This is a genomic window from Selenomonas dianae, assembly GCF_030644225.1.
Lineage (GTDB): Bacteria > Bacillota > Negativicutes > Selenomonadales > Selenomonadaceae > Centipeda > Centipeda dianae.
In genome coordinates this window covers 2,315,001-2,334,458 of sequence record NZ_CP128650.1, presented here as the reverse complement: position 1 = coordinate 2,334,458, position 19,458 = coordinate 2,315,001, and the positions used below count along the sequence as shown (strand labels likewise).

Sequence of the window (19,458 nt, the reverse complement as noted above, 5' to 3'; positions counted from 1 at the left end):
TACAAAAAAAGCCGCATCCGCTTCTATGTATTATGACTTGTCAAACGCCACGTGAATTGCTATAATAAAAACAGAAAGAAACGTCCTATGACGGCATCTTTCCATGATGATTGGTCAATTTTTATCTCAACTGCTCATTTGTGGGAATGGGCGGTTACATACGAAAAGCCGCATTCGTTCATAAGAGCGAATGCGGCTTTTCGTGTACGTGTCAGTGGTTGCGTTATCCGCGCAGCGTCCGCATCAGAGCCTCCTTGTTCGCGTGCGGCGTGGTGGTCGGCCGTCCGAGATCTGCGCGTGATCCGATGGCGGTCTTTACCTCAAGGAAGGTGAGCGTACGGGTGCCGGAGAGTTGCGCGAGGGAATTCGTGAGTTCCTGCGCCGTCTGCGCGGTGGGGAGGACATGGTAGCCGACATTGGCGGCGATGGCGGGGAAGCTGACGCTGCCCGCCGCCGTCGGTGCGCCGCCGACACTCTCGTGCGCCTCGTTGTTGAGGAGGATGTGTACGAGATTTTTTGGAGCCGCTGCGCCGATGGTCGCGAGTGCGCCCATGTGCATCAGCGCCGCACCGTCACCGTCAAGTACGACGACGCGCCGCTGCGGCTGATGGAGGGCGATGCCGAGCGCGAGGGCGGAGGCGTGTCCCATCGAGCCGACGGTGAGGAAGTCGTGCGCGTGATCCGCGCCGCGTGCCTCGCGCAGTTCAAAGAGTTCGCGTCCCGTCTTGCCCGTGGTGGCGACGATGGCAGCGTCGCCCGCCGCATCGAGGATGTGTGCGATCGCCTCTTCACGGCGCAGCGCATACGCATTTCCATACGTGCGCTTCGGATACGTGAGCGCACCGTCCCGCACGAGGATGGCGCACTGTCCGCCCGCCGCAAGCCGGGGGCGCATCTCCTCCCTCCAAGCCGCGACCTCTGCCGCCGCCGTCTCCCTCGTTAGGACGAATGTCTGCACACCCATTGTCGCAAGAAGTGGCACGGATAAACGTCCCTGCACGAGGTGTTGCGGCTCGTCGTGCCGATCCGGTTCGCCGCGCCAGCCGACGACGAAGATGCACGGGATGCCGTAGACCTCCTCGTGCAGCAGCGAGAGCAGCGGATTCACGAGGTTGCCGAGCCCGCTGTTCTGGAGGTAGACGAGCGGCGTCTTGCCCGTCGCGAGGTGATAGCCCGCCGCGAGCGCCGCCGCACTGCCCTCATTCACGGCAATGACGTGCGCAGGACTGTGCGCGCCGTAGGTGTCCATGAGATGATCGACGAGCGGACGCAGCTTCGAATCGGGGACACCCGTAAAGAACTCTGCGCCGAGCGCAGAGAGAAAATCATTGACGTTCATACGCTCTCCCTTTTTACCTTTCCATCGCAGTTCGGTTCCTTTGTCCCATGTCACGATATGTTGTGGATCCTTGCGCCGCATCCCTCGCGTGAACACGGAACGTACCACCCATGCCAAACATACCACCCATAGCACGATCCTTGCGCCGCATCCCCCGCGTGAACACAGAACTCCGCGCAGAACCCTACTCCTCCCCGAACCACTGCGGACGTGCCGCGCGCATCGCCGGCCATCGGTCGCCGTTGTTTGCAATCTCCCGTGCGATTTCGCGTGCGCGCGGGTAGAAGAACGCACGCAGAGTGGGGCTGTCGATTTCGCAGCCCTCCTCGCATTCGTGGGCGCGCGGGTAGATGGCGGTCTTTGCTCCCGCAAAATCCACCGTCCCGTCCTCATCGACGACACCCCGCGTCTCAAGGCGCAGCGCGTGTTGCTGCGTGCGTATGGCGAGCTTGAATGTCTGCCCCGGAAACATGGACATACTGACGGCGGCATCCCGTGCCGTACCGCCAAAGACGGCGGGGAGGTTCCCGTCGATGTCCTCTGCGACGGGGAAGCCGCAGAGTGCGCCGAGGGTCGGGTAGATGTCCGCACTGCTCGTGAGTTCCTTCGCGACAATGCCGTGCGGCACGCCCGCCCCCCGCACCATCCAGACGGCGCGGGTCGCATTTGCGGAAATTATATCCACCGGCTCTGTGTGTGGGGCATCTGTGCCGAGGCTGTCCGCGACACCTGCGGTTGGTGCGGCGAATACGGAGTTCCCGTGGTCGGCGTAGAGGTTTACGATGTACTCCTCCTCGGCGTAGTGCTCCTCGATATAGCGGAGGAGGGGGGCGATGTTCCGATCTGCTTTGCGCAGACCCTGCCGAAACTGCTCCTGATAGACGAACAGCTTCGGCAGACGGACGCTCGGCACGTGCGCATCCGCCTCGAAAAGCCGCTGTGCGAGGGGCAGATGGGCTTCCAGTGACGGGTGGAACTTGAACCCCGCCGCATTCCACGGATGTACGTCGCTGATGTGCAAAAAGAGAAACTGATCCGCCTCGTCAAAGGCTTCCAGCTGCATGATCGCACGATCCGCCGCATCGAGCGCGGGCTGTTTCCATGAGGAGATGTTGAGCTGCCGATACCCGCGCATCGCTCCGCAGTAGACGTTGTCACTCGACGCCGACGGCGCGGTGGTATAGTAGCCGAGATCCGCCATACATTCCGAGAGGGTCTTGAACGCGAGCGGCAGTTCGTGACTGTCATTATCGTTGAAGACCATCGTATGATGCGGATAACGCCCCGTCTCGATGGTGGGCAGCGAGGGATGGGTGTACTCGGAGACAGAGAAATGTTGATCGAAGATCACGCCGTGTGCAAAGAACCGCGCGATGTTCGGCATCATCTCCGGAAAGTAGGATTGCGCGATGTTCCACGACAGCCCGTCCACGAGGATGTTCAGCACGAGTTTTTTTCGCGCAGGGCTGTGCCCGAGGCGGATCGGCGTGCCGACCGCATACGGCGCATCCGTCGCAGCCGTGAGACGCGTCGTCTCGGACAGGCGGAAATGGCTGAATGCGCACGTTCCGAGATATGCCGTTCGTGCAGGCATATGCTGCGTTTCCACGGTCAGCTCCTGCAGGTGCTCCGTACCGGCGACGGGGAGGACGACCTCGCTCCCCTCCGGGACGTTGACCTCCACCGTACCGCGCACCTCCACCGCCTGTTGGAGCTGAAACCAGAAATCACGATGCCCGCACCGATAAAATACATCCGTGTGCCGAAGTTCCTCTGCCAAAAACGTGTGGTCGGAGAGAAAGGAGTTGTCCGTATAGCACGCCACCCAGAAGCGTTGTGCCTGCGGCGGCGGGGTGAGCGGCAGCGGCTCGCCCAGAAAGATGTCGGTCTGAAAAGCAGGGTCGTCGCCGTTCATGGAGACGCGAGCCTTTGCGAGAGGGGCGAAATTGCCGCAGCCCAGTGCAACCGTGAGACGGGCGCGGCCTTCCGTGCCGCCCTGCCGTATGAGCTCCGCAGGAATTTCGGGCGCGAAGTAAATGCTGTAGGCGTTCCCGTACATCGTGAGTGCGTCCGCCGTACGCCCGAGCCGCACGTAGATCGCGGCGAGGAGCTTCCACACCTCATAGTTCACGGGACGCAGTGCATAGGCGCGCTCGGCGCAGATGAGCGCCGCCTGTGCATCTCCGTGATGGAGGAGATAGCGTGCGGCGAAGATGTCCGCATTTGGTGCATCCGTGCCCCCCCTCAAAAGACACTCCGCCTCCCGATATGCCGCAAGGCGTGCGAGGAAGTCGTCGTCGTATGCGTCTCTTTCACAGCGTGCGCACAGCGCGGAAAAGAGATCATGGAGACGTGTATCATTTTGCCAAAACACGCTGAGATCGTCCGTCATGCTATATCTCCTTCGGTGGGGGGAACTGCTCACCGTTGCTCCCGATCCCCTGCAAAAATGCGCGGACGCGCGGATAGAAGAACGCCCGCAGCGCGGGGCTGTCCACCTCGCAGCCCGCCTCCCGCTCATGTGCGCGCGGATAGATGGCGGTCACGGCACGCGCGAGATCGACCGTCCCGTTCGGTGCGACACCGTCCTCGGTCTCCAGACAGAAACTATGCGTCTGCGTGCGTGCCGTGAGGAAGTAAGGCTTGCCGGGGTACAGCGAGTTGCTGAACGTGATGTCGCGTCCCGTCCCCCCAAAGACCTGCGGCAGAACACCGTCCACATTCTCTCCCACGGGAAAGCCGCAGAGGTGGGCGAGCGCAGGATAGATGTCAACGGGGCTTGTCAGCTCGTCCGTGACCACCCCTTCGGGCACCCCTGCGCCACGCATCATCCACGTTGCACCCGTGAGGAGCGGATCGACGATGTGAGGATGTTCGCTGAAAATAGAGACCCCGTGATCGGAGTAGAGATTCACGAGGTAGTCCTCGGGGGCGTAGTTCTCCTCCAGATAGGCAAAGAGCATCCCGAGCGTGCGGTCGAGCTCACGTACGCCGAGACGGAATGCCTCCTGGTTCAAGGGACTCCCGATCAGATAGGGACTGGGCGGCGCATTGACGAGCTCCGTCAGGCGCGGCCGCAGCGGCAGATGCGCCTGTGCCGCCGTGCCATACTGGAACAGCGGAGAGGGGAACGGATGCACATCGCCTGAGTGGATGAGGATGAAATGATCGGCATCGCCAAGCCCCTCAAGATGGCGGATGACCCGCGCGACCGCTTCGTAGTTCTGCTGGCGGTAGGACGCGATCAGCAGACGGTCATAGCCGCGCGTGACACCGTTGTATATGCCGTCGCCAAGCCCCATGAGATTTGCCGTCGCATAGCCGAGCTCCCGCATCCGCTCCGCGAGCGTCACATACTCCGTGCGGAGGGAGACGTGGACGTTGCTGTGAAAGATCTGACTGTGCTGGGGATACATCCCCGTTTCGATCGTGGCAAACGACGGATAGGTGTACTCCGCCACAGAAAAATGCCGGTCGAAGATCGTCCCGCGTGCGAAAAAGCGTGCCGTCTGCGGCATCGCGGCGGCAAACGAATTGCGCAGCACCTGCCACGGCAGCGCGTCGGCGAGAATGTTCAGGACAAGACGCCGCCGCTGCGGGCTGTGACCGATGTGGATGGGGGTGCCGACGATAAAGGATTCCTTGGACGCGAAATCCGTCGTCTCGTTGAGACGGAAGAAATTCGGCGTCGCACCGTTGAGCCATCCGAATGCGTGGAAGGAAGGCGTGGTGATGCGGAGGTGCTGCGGCGTGTGCACACCGGGAACGGGCACCACCGTCCCGATGACGGGGAGGACTACCTTCTGCCCCGGTGCGAGATCGATGTGCGCCGTACCGGGGGCACGCGTACCGCGCATGATGTCAAATACGAAATCTCCCGCACCAAAGGGCAAGACCCCCGGCGCATTTTGGAGGACGCTCATCATCCATGCCCTGTCCCCCTGCATCCCCTGTTCTGCGTATACGCCGACATAGTAGGGAGGGGTATGTGTATCTGCGGGGAGATGTTCGCCGACAAAGACCCCGCCTGCGGCGGTGATGCCCTTTTCCGGATCATAGGACATCCGCACCGCCGTCGGGGCAGATGCGGGGCGGGACATAACGACGGACAGGCGATCGAGCACATCGCCCGTCATTGCCTCCGCCGGATAGCCCTCGATGGAGAACGGCATCGGATGGAGGCTCGCCGCATATCCCTGCATCACGAGCGCTTCCCCATAACGGCCGAGCGCCTCATAGGAACGGATGAGCACATCCCATGCGGCATGGTTCACGGCGTGTCGGAGCAAGGAACGCCTGCCGCAGACGATCGCCGCCTCTGCGTCTCCGTGATGGAGGAGATAGCGTGCGGCGAATATGTCCGCATTTGGTGCATCCATGCCCCCCCTCAAAAGACACTCCGCCTCCCGATATGCCGCAAGGCGTGCGAGGAAGTCGTCGTCATAGGCGGCACGCTCTGACCGTTCCAAAAGTTCGTAAAAGAGCGTGCGGGCGCGTTCGTTGTTTTGCCAAAACACGCTGAAATCGTCCGTCATGCTATATCTCCTTCGGTGGGGGGAACTGCTCGCCGTTGCTCCCGATCCCCTGCAAAAATGCGCGGACACGCGGATAGAAGAACGCACGCAGCGCGGGGCTGTCCACCTCATATCCTGCGATGCCCTCATGTGTGCGCGGATAGATGGCGGTCACGGCACGCGCGAGATCGACCGTCCCGTTCGGTGCGACACCGTCCTCGGTCTCCAGATGGAAGGTATGCGTCCGCGTGCGTGCCCGCAGACAGTAGGTGCGTCCCGGATAGAGCGAGTTGCTGTAGGCGATGTCGCGTCCCGTGCCGCCAAAAAGACGCGGACGCACGCCGTCCACGCTGTCCCCCACGGGAAAGCCGCACAGGTGTGCGAGCGTCGGGTACATATCGACCGCACTCGTCAGTTCGTCCGCGACGATCCCCGCAGGCACGCCCGCCCCGCGCATCATCCATACGGCGTGCGTCATATCCGGGCTGACAATGTAGTGATCTTTGCTGAATACGGGTACGCCGTGATCGGAGTAGAGATTGACGAGATACTCCCCCTCCGCATAGTTTTCTTCGAGATAGGAAAAGAGCGTCCCGAGCGCACGGTCGAGATCGCGGATGCCCTGCCGACACGTTGCGTCGGCGAGCGGTGTCGTCCGCAGATAGGGGCTCGGCACACCGTCCTCCGCACCCGAGAGACGCTCCGCGAGCGGCAGGCGTGCCTGTACGCTTGCCGTGACTTGAAAGAGCGGGTACGGCCACGGATGGACGTCCGCCGTATGCAGAAAGATGAAGTGATCCACATCGCGCATCCCGTCGAGATGGCGGATCGTGCGCTCCACGCCCTCGTAGGCGAGCGTGCGGTAACCTGAGACGATGAGGCGGTCGTAGCCGCGCGTCGTGCCGTTGTAGACACCGATGCCGTCCCCCATGAGGCTCGCCGTCGCATAGCCGAGCGTCCGCATCCGCTCGGAGAGCGTTACATACTCCGGCGGCAGGGAGATGGCGATCTTGTCGTTGAAGATGTGGCTGTGGTGCGGGTACATCCCCGTCTCGATGGTCGGGAGCGAGGGATAGGTGTACTCGGACACGGAGAAATGCTGATCGAAGATCACGCCGCGTGCAAAGAACCGCGCCGTGTTCGGCATCCACTCCGCGAAATGCGCGCCGAGGATTTCCCACGGGAGCGCGTCGGCGAGGAGATTCAGCACGAGTGGGCGGCGCTGCGGGCTGTGGCCGACGGAGATCGGCGTACCGACGAGGAAGGCGTGATCGGAGGAGAGCGTCGTGCGCTCCGTGAGACGGAAGAAATTCGGCGTGGCGGGGCTGAGCGGCGTATCCTTTTCGAGGCTGTCCGTCTTTACGTGGAGCCGCTGAAATCCCTGTACCCCGAGCACGGGGAGCACGATCTCCTGTCCCGCCGCGAGCGTGATCTCGGCGCGTCCCGGCGCACGTCGGGCACGGATGAGATCGTAGACGAACTCGCCGCCGACGTTCTCGGCAAAGCCCTTGGCATCCTCGATGGTATGGAGCAGCCATGCCTTGTTGCCCTGCTGCTCCTGCTCCGTATACGTCGCCACATAGTAGGGGGGGTGGATGTCCGTCTCCTGCGGGAGGAATTCGCCAGCAAATACTCCCTCGCGTGCCGTGAAGCCCGCTGCGGCATCGTAGCTCATGCGGGACAGTGCCATCGGCGCATAGCTCGGCTTGCCCATCGCAACGGACAGGCGGTCGAGCACCTCTCCTGTCAGCAGCGCGGGCGGACAGTCCGTCGTGAGCGGGCGTCCCGTGAGCTTTGCCGCACGTCCCTGCATGACGAGGGCATCCGCATAGCGTCCGAGCGCGGCATAGGCACGTGCGAGCACGTCTAAGAGGCGCGGCTCGACGGGGCGGCTGCGAAAGGCTCGCTCCCCGCAGAGCGCGGCATTCTCCGCCTCCCCTTGCGCGAGCAGATACTCCGCCGCGAAGATGTCCGCGTGCGCCGCCGTGCCGCCCGCCTCCCGATAGGCGGCAAGTGCGGCGAGGAAGTCGTCGTCATAGCCTACGCTCGCCGCATGGGTGAGAAGTGCGTAAAAAAGTATGCGGGCGCGTTCGTTGTTTCGCCAAAATACGCTGAAATCGTCCGTCATGCTATATCTCCTTCGGTGGGGGGAACTGCTCGCCATTGCTCCCAATCCCCTGCAAAAATGCGCGGACACGCGGATAGAAGAACGCCCGCAGTGCGGGGCTGTCTACCGCACTGCCCTCCTCGCGTTCGTGTGCGTTCGGATAGATAGCGGCCGTAGCACGCGCGAGATCGACTGTTCCGTTGATGGCGGCAACATTCTCGGTTTCCAAACAGAACGTATGGGTACGCGATCGCGCCGCGAGGAAGTAGGGTTTGAGCGGATAGAGCGAGTTGCTGTAGGCGATGTCGCGTCCCGTGCCACCAAAAAGACGCGGGAGCACGCCGTCCACATTCTCCCCCACGGGAAAGCCGCAGAGGTGGGCAAGCGTCGGGTAAATATCGACTGCACTCGTCAGTTCGTCCGCGACGATCCCCGCCGGTACGCCCGCCCCACGCATCATCCATGCCGCACCTGTCATATGGGTATCCACGATATAGTGTTCCGCACTGAAGATCGGTACGCCGTGATCGGAGTACAGATTCACGAGATATTCTCCCTCTGCATAGTGCTGCTCGATATAGGAGAACAGTGCGCCGAGTGCGCGATCCGTATCGTGTACCGCCTGCCAAAATGCGGTTTGGTAAAATGCACTCGGGCGCAAGTAGGGGCTGGGTATTTTTTTCTTTTCACCCGCGAGCCGACCCGCGAGCGACAGCTCCATTTGCGCGGCGGTAGAGATCTGGAACAGCTCGCTGCTCCAAGGGTGCACGTCGTTGAAATGCAGAAAGATGAAGTGATCCGCCGCGCCGCAGCCGTCGAGATAGCGGATCGTGCGCTCCACGCCCTCATAGGCGAGCGTGCGGTAGGGGGTGACCAGCAGACGGTCATAGCCGCGCGACGTACCGTTCCATATGCCGATGCCCTCGCTCATGAGATTCGCTGTGGCATAGCCCGATGCACGCGCCCGCTCGGCAATGGTGACGAAGGTCGGATCCAGTTCAATCGCCGCCCATTCGTTGAAGATGCCCGTATGGTGCGGGTACATCCCCGTCTCGATGGTCGGGAGCGAGGGATAGGTGTACTCGCATACCGAAAAGTGCCGATCAAAGATCGTGCCACGTGCAAAGAAATGCGCTGTAGCGGGCATGTGCGACGCGAAGTCCGTGCGCAGCAGCGTCCACGGAAGGGCATCCACAAGAATGTTGAGGACGAGTTTTCGGCGTGCGGGGCTGTGTCCGAGGTGAATTGGCGTACCGATAATGACGTCTGCGTCGGAGCGGAAGTGTGTCGTCTCATCCAGACGGAAAAAATTCGGCGTTGCAGGATTCAGACGGATGTCGTCGCATACCGTCTCCGACTGTGCCGTGAGAGACTGTCCGTCCGCCGTGCCGTAGATCGGAATAATTGCCTGCGCACCCTCTGCGATGTCAATGCACACCTCTCCCGATGCGCGTGTGCCGCGCATGATGTCGAACGTGAAGTCTCCACCGACATTCTCGGCAAGCCCCGGCACGTTTCGGATCGCGTTCATCAGCCATCGTTTGTTGCCATGTATCTCCTGATCCGTGTATGCGCCGACGTAGTAATGCGGTGCGATATGCTCCGAGACGGGCAGAAACTCCTCGAAGAACACCGTCGAACGGGCAGTCAGCCCCGTCTCGGCGGTGTAGGTCATGCGGCTGAGTGCATAGGGCGCATAGGCCGCCTTGCCCGTTGCACGCGAGAGCCGGTCGAGGGTCGCGGGGGTCAGCACAGAGGCAGGCATATCAAGGGAGATCGGGACTTTGAAGAAGTTCAGCGGATAGCCCTGCATGATGAGGGCATCCGCATAGCGTCCGAGCGCAGCATAGGCACGTGCGAGCACGCGCCAGACACGCGGCTCGACGGGGCGGCTGCGAAAGGCGCGTTCCCCGCAGAGCGCGGCGTCCTCCGCCTCCCCCTGCGCGAGCAGATACTCCGCCGCGAAGATGTCCGCGTTTGGCGCATCTGTGCCCCCCCTCAAAAGACACTCCGCCTCCCGATAGGCGGCGAGTGCGGCGAGGAAGTCGTCGTCATAGGCATTTCGCTCCGCGCGTGCGAGGAGGTCGTCAAAAAGCTCCTGCGCCCGCGCATTGTTCTGCCAAAATACGGTGAAATCGTCCGTCATGATGTCCTTTCGTTTTTGCGAGGCGATACGCCTCGCAGACCCCTCGTTACGCAAGCGATTCCTCCCCCGTACCGTACGGGGGGATCCCCCTAAGCCTTCAGCGCTTCCTCAAACACGCGGAAGAAGCCTCGGATGTCCGCTTCGTCAATCGCACCAAGCGCACAGAGGCGGAATGTCGATGCGGTCTGCATCTTGCCGGGGTAGATCGTATAGCCGCGCTCGTAGCAGTAGTCATGGACGCGCATAAAGTCAAAGTTCGCAGGGTATTCCACCGCAACGACGAGCCCCGACTGGATTTCGCGGGGAATCGCTTCCGTTAGCCCGAGCGCCGCAAGACCCTCGTGGATGGCGTTGATTGTGCGCGTATGGCGTGCCCATTTTTTCGCCGCGCCCTCGGCGAAGTATTCGGCGAGCGCACGCTTTGCTGCATAGACGGTCTGCACGGGCGGGGTAAAGCGCATCTCGCCCGTCTGCTCGAATCCCTCATACTGCATGACGAGATTCGTGTAGTACGAGCGCACGGGATAGGACTTTGCGGCAGTCAGCACGGATTTTTTGGCAAGGACGTATGAAAGTCCCGTCATACCTTGGATGCCCTTCTGCGCCGAGGACATACACACGTCGATGTTCATTTCGTTCACGGTGAACGGAATCATCGCGTAGGTCGAGATCGTGTCTGCGATCATGAGTGCCCCGTGTGCGTGGGCGCATGCGCCGATCTCCCGCACGGGGTTCAGGATGCCTGTACCCGTCTCCTGATGCGTTGTGTAGACGGCGGTGATGTCGGGGTGCTCGATGAGCGTGCGCTCCACCAGTTCGAGGTCGGGCAGCCCGTCAATCGGAAACTGTAGGTCGATATGCGGAACGGCGTAGGCGCGCGCCATCTCTGCCGCCCGCGCGGAATACGCCCCGTTGTTGACGATGAGGAGTTTTCCGTCCGCAGGGATGAGCGAGCTGACGCACGCGTCCATGCAGATCGTGCCCGAGCCGCAGAAAAGGACGGTCGTCCACTCCGCTTCATTCGCGTGGACGACCTTTAACAGATTGCTGCCGAGATCGCGCATCAGCTGCCCGAACTCCCGCTCGCGCGGGCAGATGTCGGGGACGAGCTGCGCCGCCTTGACGGTGTCCGTGGTGGTCGCAGGACCGGGATTGAGGAGAATGTTGCGTTTGATGTTCATGGTTCATCTCCGATACATAACATACAATAGAAACAAAGCCCCCCAATTACATGACATCAATCAGTCGGATGATGTCCTTGATCGGCAGCAGCGTGCTGTCGATCTCGTGTGCGCGGTGGTGTGTGAGGATGGAGCGTGCCGCGCCCTCCATGGCGGGGAATGCCGCCCGCGTGAGTTGGTTCGCGTAGATGACGATGCGTACGCCGTGCGCTGCGAGCTGTGCCTCCGTGATTGTGTTGTAGGAGGAGGGAACGGCGACGATGGGGACGTTCGGATGCTGTGTGTGGAACGCATCGCAGAACGCAATGACCTCGTCGGGGGACTTCGCACGCGAGTGGATCATGATGCCGTCCGCGCCCGCCGCAACGTAGGCCTCCGCGCGTTCGCGTGCGTCCGCCAATCCTTTTTCCAGAATCAGGCTCTCGATGCGTGCGATGATCATGAACTCCTCTGTCCGCTGTGCCGCCTTGCCCGCAGCGATCTTCTCGGAGAAGTTCTCGATGCTATCCTGCGTCTGCGCGACCTCCGTGCCGAAGAGGGAGTTGCGCTTTGCGCCCGTCTTGTCCTCGATGATGACGGCGGACACGCCGATGCGCTCCAGTGTGCGGACGTTGTAGGCGAAATGCTCCGCTGTGCCGCCCGTGTCCATGTCGAGGATGATGGGCTTCGTTGTCACCTCCATGACCTCGTTGATGGTCTGGATGCGGTCGGAGAGATCGACCAGCTCGATGTCGGGCTTGCCGCGTGAGGTCGAATCACAGAGGCTTGAGACCCACATCGCGTCGAACTGGTCGAGGCCGCCGTCGTTCTCCACAACCGTCTTTTCGGCAATCAGCCCCGTCAGCCCGTTGTGTACTTCGATGGTCTTAACGATGGGGACGATGGAGAGGAGGCGGCGCAGCCGTCCGCGCCGCGCCTCGGGCATGGCGAGCTGTTCGCGCATCCGCCAGTCGATGTTGCGCACCTCGGCGTTCTCTGTGTACGGCGGCTCGATCAGCTCGCCGCCATAGCGTGCGAGGCAGGCGAGGACGTTCTTGCGGATGGAGGACTCGGGCCCCTGCGCCCAGTTGCTCCCGTGCACGACGTAGTCGGGGCGCAGACGGTCAAGGATCTCGTCGTACATGATGTGCTCCTGCACGACAACCTCCGCGACATCGGGCAGGGCGCGAATCATCTCTATGCGCTCCGCGAGCGTCTTGGTCGGAAAGCGGTTGTAGCGCACCATCTCCGCATCGGAGAGCACGCCGACCGTCACCTCGCCCAGCTCCGCCGCCGCACGCAGGAGGTTGCGATGCCCTGCGTGGATGATGTCGGTGCAGAAGCAGGTGTATACACGTTTCATAGATTTTCCCTCTCGTCCATTTCGTTGATTCCTGCGGTGCATCCCCTTCGCAGAACCTCGTTACGCAAGCGGTCGGGCACTTATCTGCCGAAATACCTGCGGATTTCAAACGCGCTTCGCTTGAACGGTAGAAATCCGCAGGGGGCAGAACGTACCCTTTTCTCCGCTTGCTTCACTAGGTTTGCTACAGGGGAACGCACCGCCTTCCCGGCAGAGACCCTCCTGACGCTTCACCGTTATCCTCCCCATTTGCGTCGGGCATCGCACGTCCGTAACATTTGACGAAGCCCTTTCGTTTTACGGTGCGTAACGAGGGCTCTGCGAGGAGCTCGCACGTCCGTAACGTTTGACGAAGCCCCATAACATTCAACCCATATACTTCATCTGCTCCTCCAATGCCCGCAGCTCCTCCACCGTATCAATCTCCCACACGTCCTCCCGCGTACACTCCCGTATGTGGATGGAGAACTCTGGCAGATAGTATTTCAACGCAATCTCGTCCCAGTAGAGCTGACGATACTGCTCCTCGGCGTAGAGCGCATTCGCACAGTCTGCCAGCCGCGCTCCGTCCGCCGCCGTCCAGTAGGACAGCCCGAGCATCTGATGGCACGGATGGTCGCTCGCCGTATCAATGTGCGTGATTTTCCCGCTCGCATCCGTGTCAAAACACCAGTCGTCCGTCGATTCGACAGGAAACGCGATGTAGTTCGTGCGCGTCTGCGTGGGTGTGATGATGGCGGGATTGGCGAGGTAGAGATCGCCCTCGATCACATAGCTGTCCTCCAGAAGTCCCGCACGCCCCGCGAGGGTGATGGACGAGATGTTGTTGCTCGTTTCCCAGTCGGGATTGTCGAGAAATGCGATCTGTGGGTACGTTTCGCGGAGCGCGTTGAACGCCTCGCCGCGATAGCCACGTACCAGTGTTATCGACGAAATCCCCGCTGCATGAAGCGCATCGAGAATGGTCGCGATGATTGGCACGCCGCTGACGGGGACGAGCGGCTTCGGCAGCGTATCCGTCAGCGGTGCGAGCCGCGAGCCGCGTCCCGCCGCGAGAATAACGGCGCGGGTCACGCGATGTGCGCCGTCACTTCCTGCCGTGCGCGGTGCAGTTCCTCCTCGCGCGTTCATCAGCACAGACCCATCTTCCGCATCGTTTTCCGCAGCGTCTTCTCCGCGATGTGCGCGGCACGCTCCGCGCCCTTTGCAATCTCCGCATCGAGATACGCCTTGTCTTCCATCAGGCGCGCGTAGTTCTCACGCACCGGGCGCAGCTCGTCCGCGACCACCGTGCCGACGGCGGTCTTGAAGTCGCCGTAGCCTTTTCCTGCGAACTCCGCCGTGATTTCCTCCATCGTTTTGCCCGTGACGGCGGCGTAGATTGTCATTAGGTTGTTGATGCCGTCTTTGCCCTCGCGGAACGCGACCTCTGCCGCGCTGTCCGTCACGGCGGACTTGAACTTTTTGAGGATCGTCTTCTCATCGTCGAGGATGTAGATCGTCGCCTTTGCATTCTCGTCCGACTTGCTCATCTTTGCCGTGGGGTCTTGGAGGCTCATGACGCGTGCGCCCGCCTTCGGGTAGTACCCCTCGGGCAGACGGAACGTCTCGCCGTACACATGGTTGAACCGTGCCGCGACATTGCGCGTGAACTCAAGGTGCTGCGTCTGATCCGCGCCGACGGGCACATAGTCCGCCTGATAGAGCAGGATGTCACCCGCCATCAGCGCCGGATATGTGAATAGCCCCGCGTTGATGTCCTCGGGATGCTTCGCGGACTTGTCCTTGAACTGCGTCATGCGCGAGAGATCGCCGAACGGGCTGAGACACGAGAGCATCCATCCCATCTGCGCGTGCGCGGGGACATGGCTCTGGATAAAGACGAGACTTTGGTCGGGGGCGAGCCCGCACGCGAGCAGCAGTGCAAACGCCGCACGGCTCGCCCTGCGGCGCTCGGCGGGATCGTGGTAGACCGTCAGCGCGTGCAGATCGGCGACAAAATAATAGCAGTCATACTCCTCCTGCAGGTGCCGCCAGTTCTTCACCGCCCCGAGATAGTTGCCGAGGGTGAATGTGCCGGTGGGCTGAATGCCGCTCAGGATGATCTTGCGGCGGGAGCTGACTGCTGTTGTATTGTCGTTCATGACGTTCCTTCCTTTGTCTGTAGAATATTTCTCCATTATATACCATGAGAGAAAGATAAGCAAAGGGAGAATGGTGTGTTTGCCATGCGTACTCCTCGCAGAACCCTCGTTGCGCAAGCGGTCGTGTGCTCGTCCGCCGAAATACCTGCGGATTTCAAACGCGCTTCGCTTGGACGGTCAAAATCCGCAGGGGGCGGGTCGCACACTTTTCTCCGTTTGCTCCACTAGGGTTTGCTACGGAGCACTGCATGGCAGCGTTATGTTTCATCAATACGCATTCTACAACAAAACCCTAAAAATCTCCTTGCCAACATCTCTCTCCTCTGTTACAATATCTTCCGTACCATCAAACACGAACCACAAGATATAGTATAAGGAGCTCAAAATATGACAGTGACGACCGTAACGAAGCGTGCAGGACACGCCGTCCCCTATGACCGTGCGAAGATTCGCAATGCGATCGCGGCGGCGAGCAAGGAGTACGTTCACCCGATGACGGGCATCGAGATCGACGCGGTGACAAACGCCGTAGAGGAGGCGTTCGGCGACCGCACGGAGATCAGCGTCGAGGAGATCCAAGATCTCGTCGAAAAGCAGCTGCTTGTGCACGGCTTCCACGACATCGCCCGCCGCTACATCACCTACCGCCAGCGGCACGCGCAGCGCCGCCTTGCACAGAAACACCTCATGGCGAGCTACCGCGACATCTTCTTCGCGGATGCCGTCGACTCCGACCTCAAGCGGGACAATGCGAACATCAACACCGACGCGTCCATGGGCATCATGCTCAAACTCGGCGCGGAGGGCGCGAAGCACTTTGTCGACAACTACGTCCTCGACGAGCGTTACGCTGCTGCCGACCGCGAGAACTTCATCCACATTCACGACAAGGACTTCTCACTCATCACGTTCAACTGTTGCCAGATCGACCTGCTCAAACTGTTCCGCGGCGGTTTCTCCACGGGACACGGCTTCCTGCGTGAGCCAAACTCCATCCGCGCGTACGCGAGCCTCGCGTGCATCGCCATCCAGTCGAACCAGAACGATATGTTCGGCGGGCAGAGCATCAACGCATTTGACTATGCGATGGCGGACGGCGTGAAAAAGTCGTTCCGCAAGGCGGTTGTGGAGGAGGCGTGGAAGGCACTGCTCTACCGTCTCGGACGCGGGCATTTCACACACGACGCATTCAAAAAGGCACTGCGTGAGGAGCTCGACTTTGCCGTTTGCATTTACGCGGAAAAGCAGGACGACGAACGCGCGGAGAAGGCGCGTGCCGAGCTCCTGCGTGCCCTGCACGCCGTCTACAGCGCGGCGTTCGAGACCCCCGTGGCGCAGGAAATGGAGGCGGATGCACGCACCGTCTATCAGCTCGCGTGTGAGAGCGTCGAGGAGGAGACCCATCAGGCGATGGAGGCGCTCATCCACAACTTTAACACGCTGCACTCCCGCGCGGGCGCACAGGTGCCGTTCAGCTCCATCAACTACGGCATGGACACATCGCCCGAGGGGCGGCTTGTCGTCCGCGAGGTCTTAAATGCCATTTGGAGCGGGCTTGGCAACGGTGAGACGGCGATCTTCCCGATCTCCGTCTTTCAGCTCAAGGCGGGTGTCAACTACAACCCAGAGGATCCGAACTACGACCTCTTTATCGAAGCCTGCCGCGTCAGCGCACGCCGCCTGTTCCCGAACTTCGTCAACCTCGACGCGCCGTACAACCTTCAGTACTACAAGCCGGGGGACTACAACAGCTATGTCGCCACAATGGGCTGCCGCACGCGCGTCATGAGCAACGTCAACGGCCCCGAGCAGTCGGGCAGTCGCGGCAACTTCTCCTTTACCACGATCAACCTGCCGAAGCTCGCACTGGAGGCAAAGGGCGACCTCGATAAGTTCTGGGAGCTGTACGATCACTACATCGACCTCTGCCACGACTACCTGCTCGACCGCTCGAAGATCATCGAGGAAAAACACGTCTACAACTATCCGTTCCTCATGGGACAGGGCGTCTGGCTGGACAGCGAAAAGATGAGCCCCGTCGACTCGATTCGGGATCTTCTCAAACACGCTTCGTACTCCATCGGTTTCTGCGGCCTTGCCGAGTGCCTTGTCGCACTCACGGGCAAGCACCACGGTGAGAGTGCGGCGGCGCAGGAGCTCGGGCTGAAGATCGTCGGACACATGAGGGAGCGCACCGATGCGTACACCGAGGCGGAGCACCGCAACTGGTCAACGTTCGGCACGCCGGCGGAGAGCACGGCGGGGCAGTTCCAGCGTGCGAACAAGAAGGCGTACGGCATCGTTCCGGGTGTCACCGATCGCTCCTACATGACGAACTCCAGTCATGTCCCCGTCTACTACGACATCAGCGCCTATGACAAGATCTGCATCGAGGCGCCGTACCACGCGCTTGAGAATGCGGGGCACATCGCCTACATCGAGATGGACGGCGACCCCTCGAAGAACGTCAAGGCATTCGAGAAGGTCGTCCGCGCCATGCACGATGCGAACATGGGCTACTTCTCCATCAACCACCCCGTCGACCGCGACCCCGTCTGCGGCTACACGGGGCTCATCGAGAACGAGTGCCCGCACTGCCACCGCAAGGAAACCTCGTTCGGGACAATGACCGTGCCGCGTATGAGGGACTAAAGAGCAACAGACAGAGAGTGTACCACAAACATCGCGTTTGAGGTGCACTCTTTTTTCTGCTACAATAACAAATAAAGGAGGGATTGCAGTGAATGAAAAGCGATGGCAAACCTATGATATGACGGTGAACGGTCTGCCGCAGAGGATCCGCTACAACGCGGATACGGTGGAGGGCCTGTTTCTGCCGCTGCTGCGCCGTCTCACGGAGATGCAGCGTGCGGCGGCGCGGCGCATTCTCGTCTTACTCGCCGCACCGCCCGCCACGGGGAAATCCACACTCCTCCTCTTCCTCACACAGCTGGCGCAGGAACACGAGGAATTCATGCGCGTTCAGGCACTCGGTATGGACGGGTTTCACCATCCGAACCGTTATCTGGAGTCGCATAGCATCCTGCGCGACGGTCTGGAGATGCCGCTGAAATCCATCAAGGGTGCGCCCGAGACCTTCGACGTGGCGCATCTTGCGGCGAAACTCGCGGCGGCAAAGGAGGGGGCAACCCCGTTTCCCGTTTATGACCGCCGCATACACGACGTCGTCCCAGATGCGCTCATCGCAGACGCGCCCATCCTCCTCGTCGAGGGAAACTGGTTGCTGCTTGATGAGGAGCCGTGGCACGATCTCCGTCCCCTCGCCGACTATACCCTCCGCATCGACGTGCCGCCCGCACTCCTGCGTGACCGCCTGATCGCCCGCAAGGTGCAGGGCGGACTCTCCGAGGCGGAGGCGAGCGCGTTCTACGAGAAAAGCGATGCCCCGAACGTCCTGCTCTTCGCCGCGCACGTAGGCTCGGCGGATGAGATCTGGCGCATGGAGGAGGACGGTGACTTCGTGCGCGGATAAAGCTGCATACGAAAAATCCCACTGCGTTCATCGGGCGCAGTGGGATTTTTTCGTGTGTTTTGTGCTATACTGAAGCTGCCACGGCCTTTACCGAAGCCAATATGGTTAGGGGAGGAGGCTATCAGATGACACTAACAGACTTTTTGCTTTTCCTGCTGAACAGCGTACTCGGGAGTATTCTCGGGGCACTGATTTTGCAGAGGCTGAGGCGGTAGAAGCAACCGCCATTGTGGCATCAGCCTGACGCGACATTACCGGTCGCAAAGAAAGACCCCTGCGGTTACCAAGCGCAGGGGATTTTCTTTCTTTTGGCCTAAAATGACACATTCAGACTTTCTATGGTTATTATATCATTTTTTTTTTGCTTTTTCAAGTCTTAAGGAATCGCTGATAAAATAAAGTCCGTCAGATTGGCGTAGATTTTCTGTCCGATTGAGGAGGCAAACCGGACGCATAGCAAGGGCTATGTGGAGGATTTGCCGACAAAAAGCGGGCAAAAAAGATGCGCTAAGATGGCGTGGCTGAATTTATCAGTGCTTCCTTAATTCACCCCGCCGCCGCATTCTCGATGATCGGCGCGGCTCCCTCGGTGATGCATTCCTTCGTCACGGTGACGCGGCGCGGCGCACTCTCGCGCGGGATGTCGAACATCACGTCGAGCATGACCTCCTCGATGATGCCCTTCAGACTGCGTGCACCGGTCTTGCGCTCGATTGCCTTCTTTGCGACCGCACGCAGCGCGTCCTCCGTAAAGACGAGCTCCACGCCGTCCATCGCAAGCAGCTTCTCATACTGGCGCACGGGTGCGTTGATCGGCTCCGTGAGGATGCGCAGCAGTGCGTCCTCGTCGAGCGTTTCGAGCGTGCAGATCACGGGCAGGCGTCCGATGATCTCGGGGATGATGCCGTACTCCATCAGATCCTCGGGCGTTACCTGGTGGATCAGCGTGTCAAACTCCTTTTCCACCTCTTTGCCGCGCACCTCCGCGCCAAAACCCATCGCGACGTTGCCCTTGCGGAGACGCTTTGCAATCGTCTTTTCGATGCCGACGAACGCGCCGCCCACGATAAAGAGAATGTTCTTTGTGTCCACCTTGATCGTCGGCGCCTCGGGGTGCTTGCGCTGTCCGCGTGCCGTGAACTCCACCACGCTGCCCTCAAGCATCTTGAGAAGCGCCTGCTGGACGCCTTCG

13 protein-coding genes (1 of these 13 cut by a window edge) are annotated in these 19,458 nt (G+C 60.8%); 3 read left to right on the top strand and 10 right to left on the bottom strand.

Annotation, left to right across the window (positions count from 1 at the left end; genetic code table 11):
• Window positions 1-223: 223 nt before the first annotated feature.
• The 9 genes from aepY to trpS all read right to left on the bottom strand — a co-directional run bounded on the left by aepY (window position 224) and on the right by trpS (window position 14,773).
• Window positions 224-1,339, bottom strand: a complete 1,116-nt coding sequence (aepY, locus tag QU667_RS11315; protein WP_304987256.1) for a phosphonopyruvate decarboxylase — start codon at window positions 1,337-1,339, stop codon at window positions 224-226.
• Window positions 1,340-1,523: 184 nt separating this feature from the next.
• Window positions 1,524-3,731, bottom strand: coding sequence for a sulfatase-like hydrolase/transferase (locus QU667_RS11310; protein WP_304987255.1), 2,208 nt, complete (start codon window positions 3,729-3,731; stop codon window positions 1,524-1,526).
• Window position 3,732: 1 nt separating this feature from the next.
• Entirely contained in the window at window positions 3,733-5,874 is a 2,142-nt protein-coding gene (locus QU667_RS11305) for a sulfatase-like hydrolase/transferase (RefSeq protein WP_304987254.1), read from the bottom strand.
• A gap of 1 nt (window position 5,875) precedes the next feature.
• Window positions 5,876-7,981, bottom strand: coding sequence for a sulfatase-like hydrolase/transferase (locus QU667_RS11300; protein ID WP_304987253.1), 2,106 nt, complete (start codon window positions 7,979-7,981; stop codon window positions 5,876-5,878).
• Window position 7,982: 1 nt separating this feature from the next.
• Window positions 7,983-10,106 (bottom strand): sulfatase-like hydrolase/transferase, encoded by a 2,124-nt coding sequence (locus QU667_RS11295; protein WP_304988461.1) that lies wholly within the window; start codon window positions 10,104-10,106, stop codon window positions 7,983-7,985.
• Between the two features lie 89 nt (window positions 10,107-10,195).
• Complete coding sequence (locus QU667_RS11290; protein ID WP_304987252.1) at window positions 10,196-11,287, bottom strand: 2-aminoethylphosphonate aminotransferase; 1,092 nt, start codon at window positions 11,285-11,287, stop codon at window positions 10,196-10,198.
• 46 nt (window positions 11,288-11,333) lie between these two features.
• The gene (gene aepX / locus QU667_RS11285; RefSeq protein ID WP_304987251.1) at window positions 11,334-12,629 is read right to left on the bottom strand and encodes a phosphoenolpyruvate mutase; all 1,296 of its coding nucleotides are present in this window, start codon (window positions 12,627-12,629) and stop codon (window positions 11,334-11,336) included.
• 366 nt (window positions 12,630-12,995) lie between these two features.
• Window positions 12,996-13,760 (bottom strand): phosphocholine cytidylyltransferase family protein, encoded by a 765-nt coding sequence (locus QU667_RS11280; protein WP_304987250.1) that lies wholly within the window; start codon window positions 13,758-13,760, stop codon window positions 12,996-12,998.
• A complete protein-coding gene (gene trpS, locus QU667_RS11275) occupies window positions 13,760-14,773 on the bottom strand; it encodes a tryptophan--tRNA ligase (RefSeq protein ID WP_304987249.1) in 1,014 nt (337 codons plus the stop codon). Before trpS ends, QU667_RS11280 begins: the two co-directional genes overlap by 1 nt.
• A gap of 387 nt (window positions 14,774-15,160) precedes the next feature.
• Here trpS and QU667_RS11270 point away from each other — a divergent pair, with 387 nt between their 5' ends.
• The 3 genes from QU667_RS11270 (at window position 15,161) to QU667_RS11260 (ending at window position 18,811) form a co-directional block, all read left to right on the top strand.
• On the top strand, window positions 15,161-17,425 hold the full coding sequence (locus tag QU667_RS11270; RefSeq protein WP_304987248.1) for an anaerobic ribonucleoside triphosphate reductase: 2,265 nt from the start codon (window positions 15,161-15,163) through the stop codon (window positions 17,423-17,425).
• Window positions 17,426-17,513: 88 nt separating this feature from the next.
• Complete coding sequence (locus QU667_RS11265; RefSeq protein ID WP_304987246.1) at window positions 17,514-18,266, top strand: nucleoside/nucleotide kinase family protein; 753 nt, start codon at window positions 17,514-17,516, stop codon at window positions 18,264-18,266.
• 419 nt (window positions 18,267-18,685) lie between these two features.
• Complete coding sequence (locus QU667_RS11260) at window positions 18,686-18,811, top strand: secretion protein HlyD (RefSeq protein ID WP_304988460.1); 126 nt, start codon at window positions 18,686-18,688, stop codon at window positions 18,809-18,811.
• A gap of 1 nt (window position 18,812) precedes the next feature.
• Here the strand turns inward: QU667_RS11260 and clpX are convergent, their stop codons facing one another.
• A protein-coding gene (gene clpX, locus QU667_RS11255) for an ATP-dependent Clp protease ATP-binding subunit ClpX (protein WP_304987245.1) crosses the window boundary here: on the bottom strand, window positions 18,813-19,458 show its end. The gene runs 647 nt beyond the window's last position; only the last 646 of its 1,293 coding nucleotides appear in the window; its start codon lies beyond the right edge, outside the window; its stop codon occupies window positions 18,813-18,815.

Coding starts and splice junctions, on each gene's coding strand:
- aepY (WP_304987256.1), bottom strand. CDS start 1,339: ATGAACGTCAATGATTTTCTCTCTGCGCTCGGCGCAGAGTTCTTTACG.
- QU667_RS11310 (WP_304987255.1), bottom strand. CDS start 3,731: ATGACGGACGATCTCAGCGTGTTTTGGCAAAATGATACACGTCTCCAT.
- QU667_RS11305 (WP_304987254.1), bottom strand. CDS start 5,874: ATGACGGACGATTTCAGCGTGTTTTGGCAAAACAACGAACGCGCCCGC.
- QU667_RS11300 (WP_304987253.1), bottom strand. CDS start 7,981: ATGACGGACGATTTCAGCGTATTTTGGCGAAACAACGAACGCGCCCGC.
- QU667_RS11295 (WP_304988461.1), bottom strand. CDS start 10,106: ATGACGGACGATTTCACCGTATTTTGGCAGAACAATGCGCGGGCGCAG.
- QU667_RS11290 (WP_304987252.1), bottom strand. CDS start 11,287: ATGAACATCAAACGCAACATTCTCCTCAATCCCGGTCCTGCGACCACC.
- aepX (WP_304987251.1), bottom strand. CDS start 12,629: ATGAAACGTGTATACACCTGCTTCTGCACCGACATCATCCACGCAGGG.
- QU667_RS11280 (WP_304987250.1), bottom strand. CDS start 13,760: ATGAACGCGCGAGGAGGAACTGCACCGCGCACGGCAGGAAGTGACGGC.
- trpS (WP_304987249.1), bottom strand. CDS start 14,773: ATGAACGACAATACAACAGCAGTCAGCTCCCGCCGCAAGATCATCCTG.
- QU667_RS11270 (WP_304987248.1), top strand. CDS start 15,161: ATGACAGTGACGACCGTAACGAAGCGTGCAGGACACGCCGTCCCCTAT.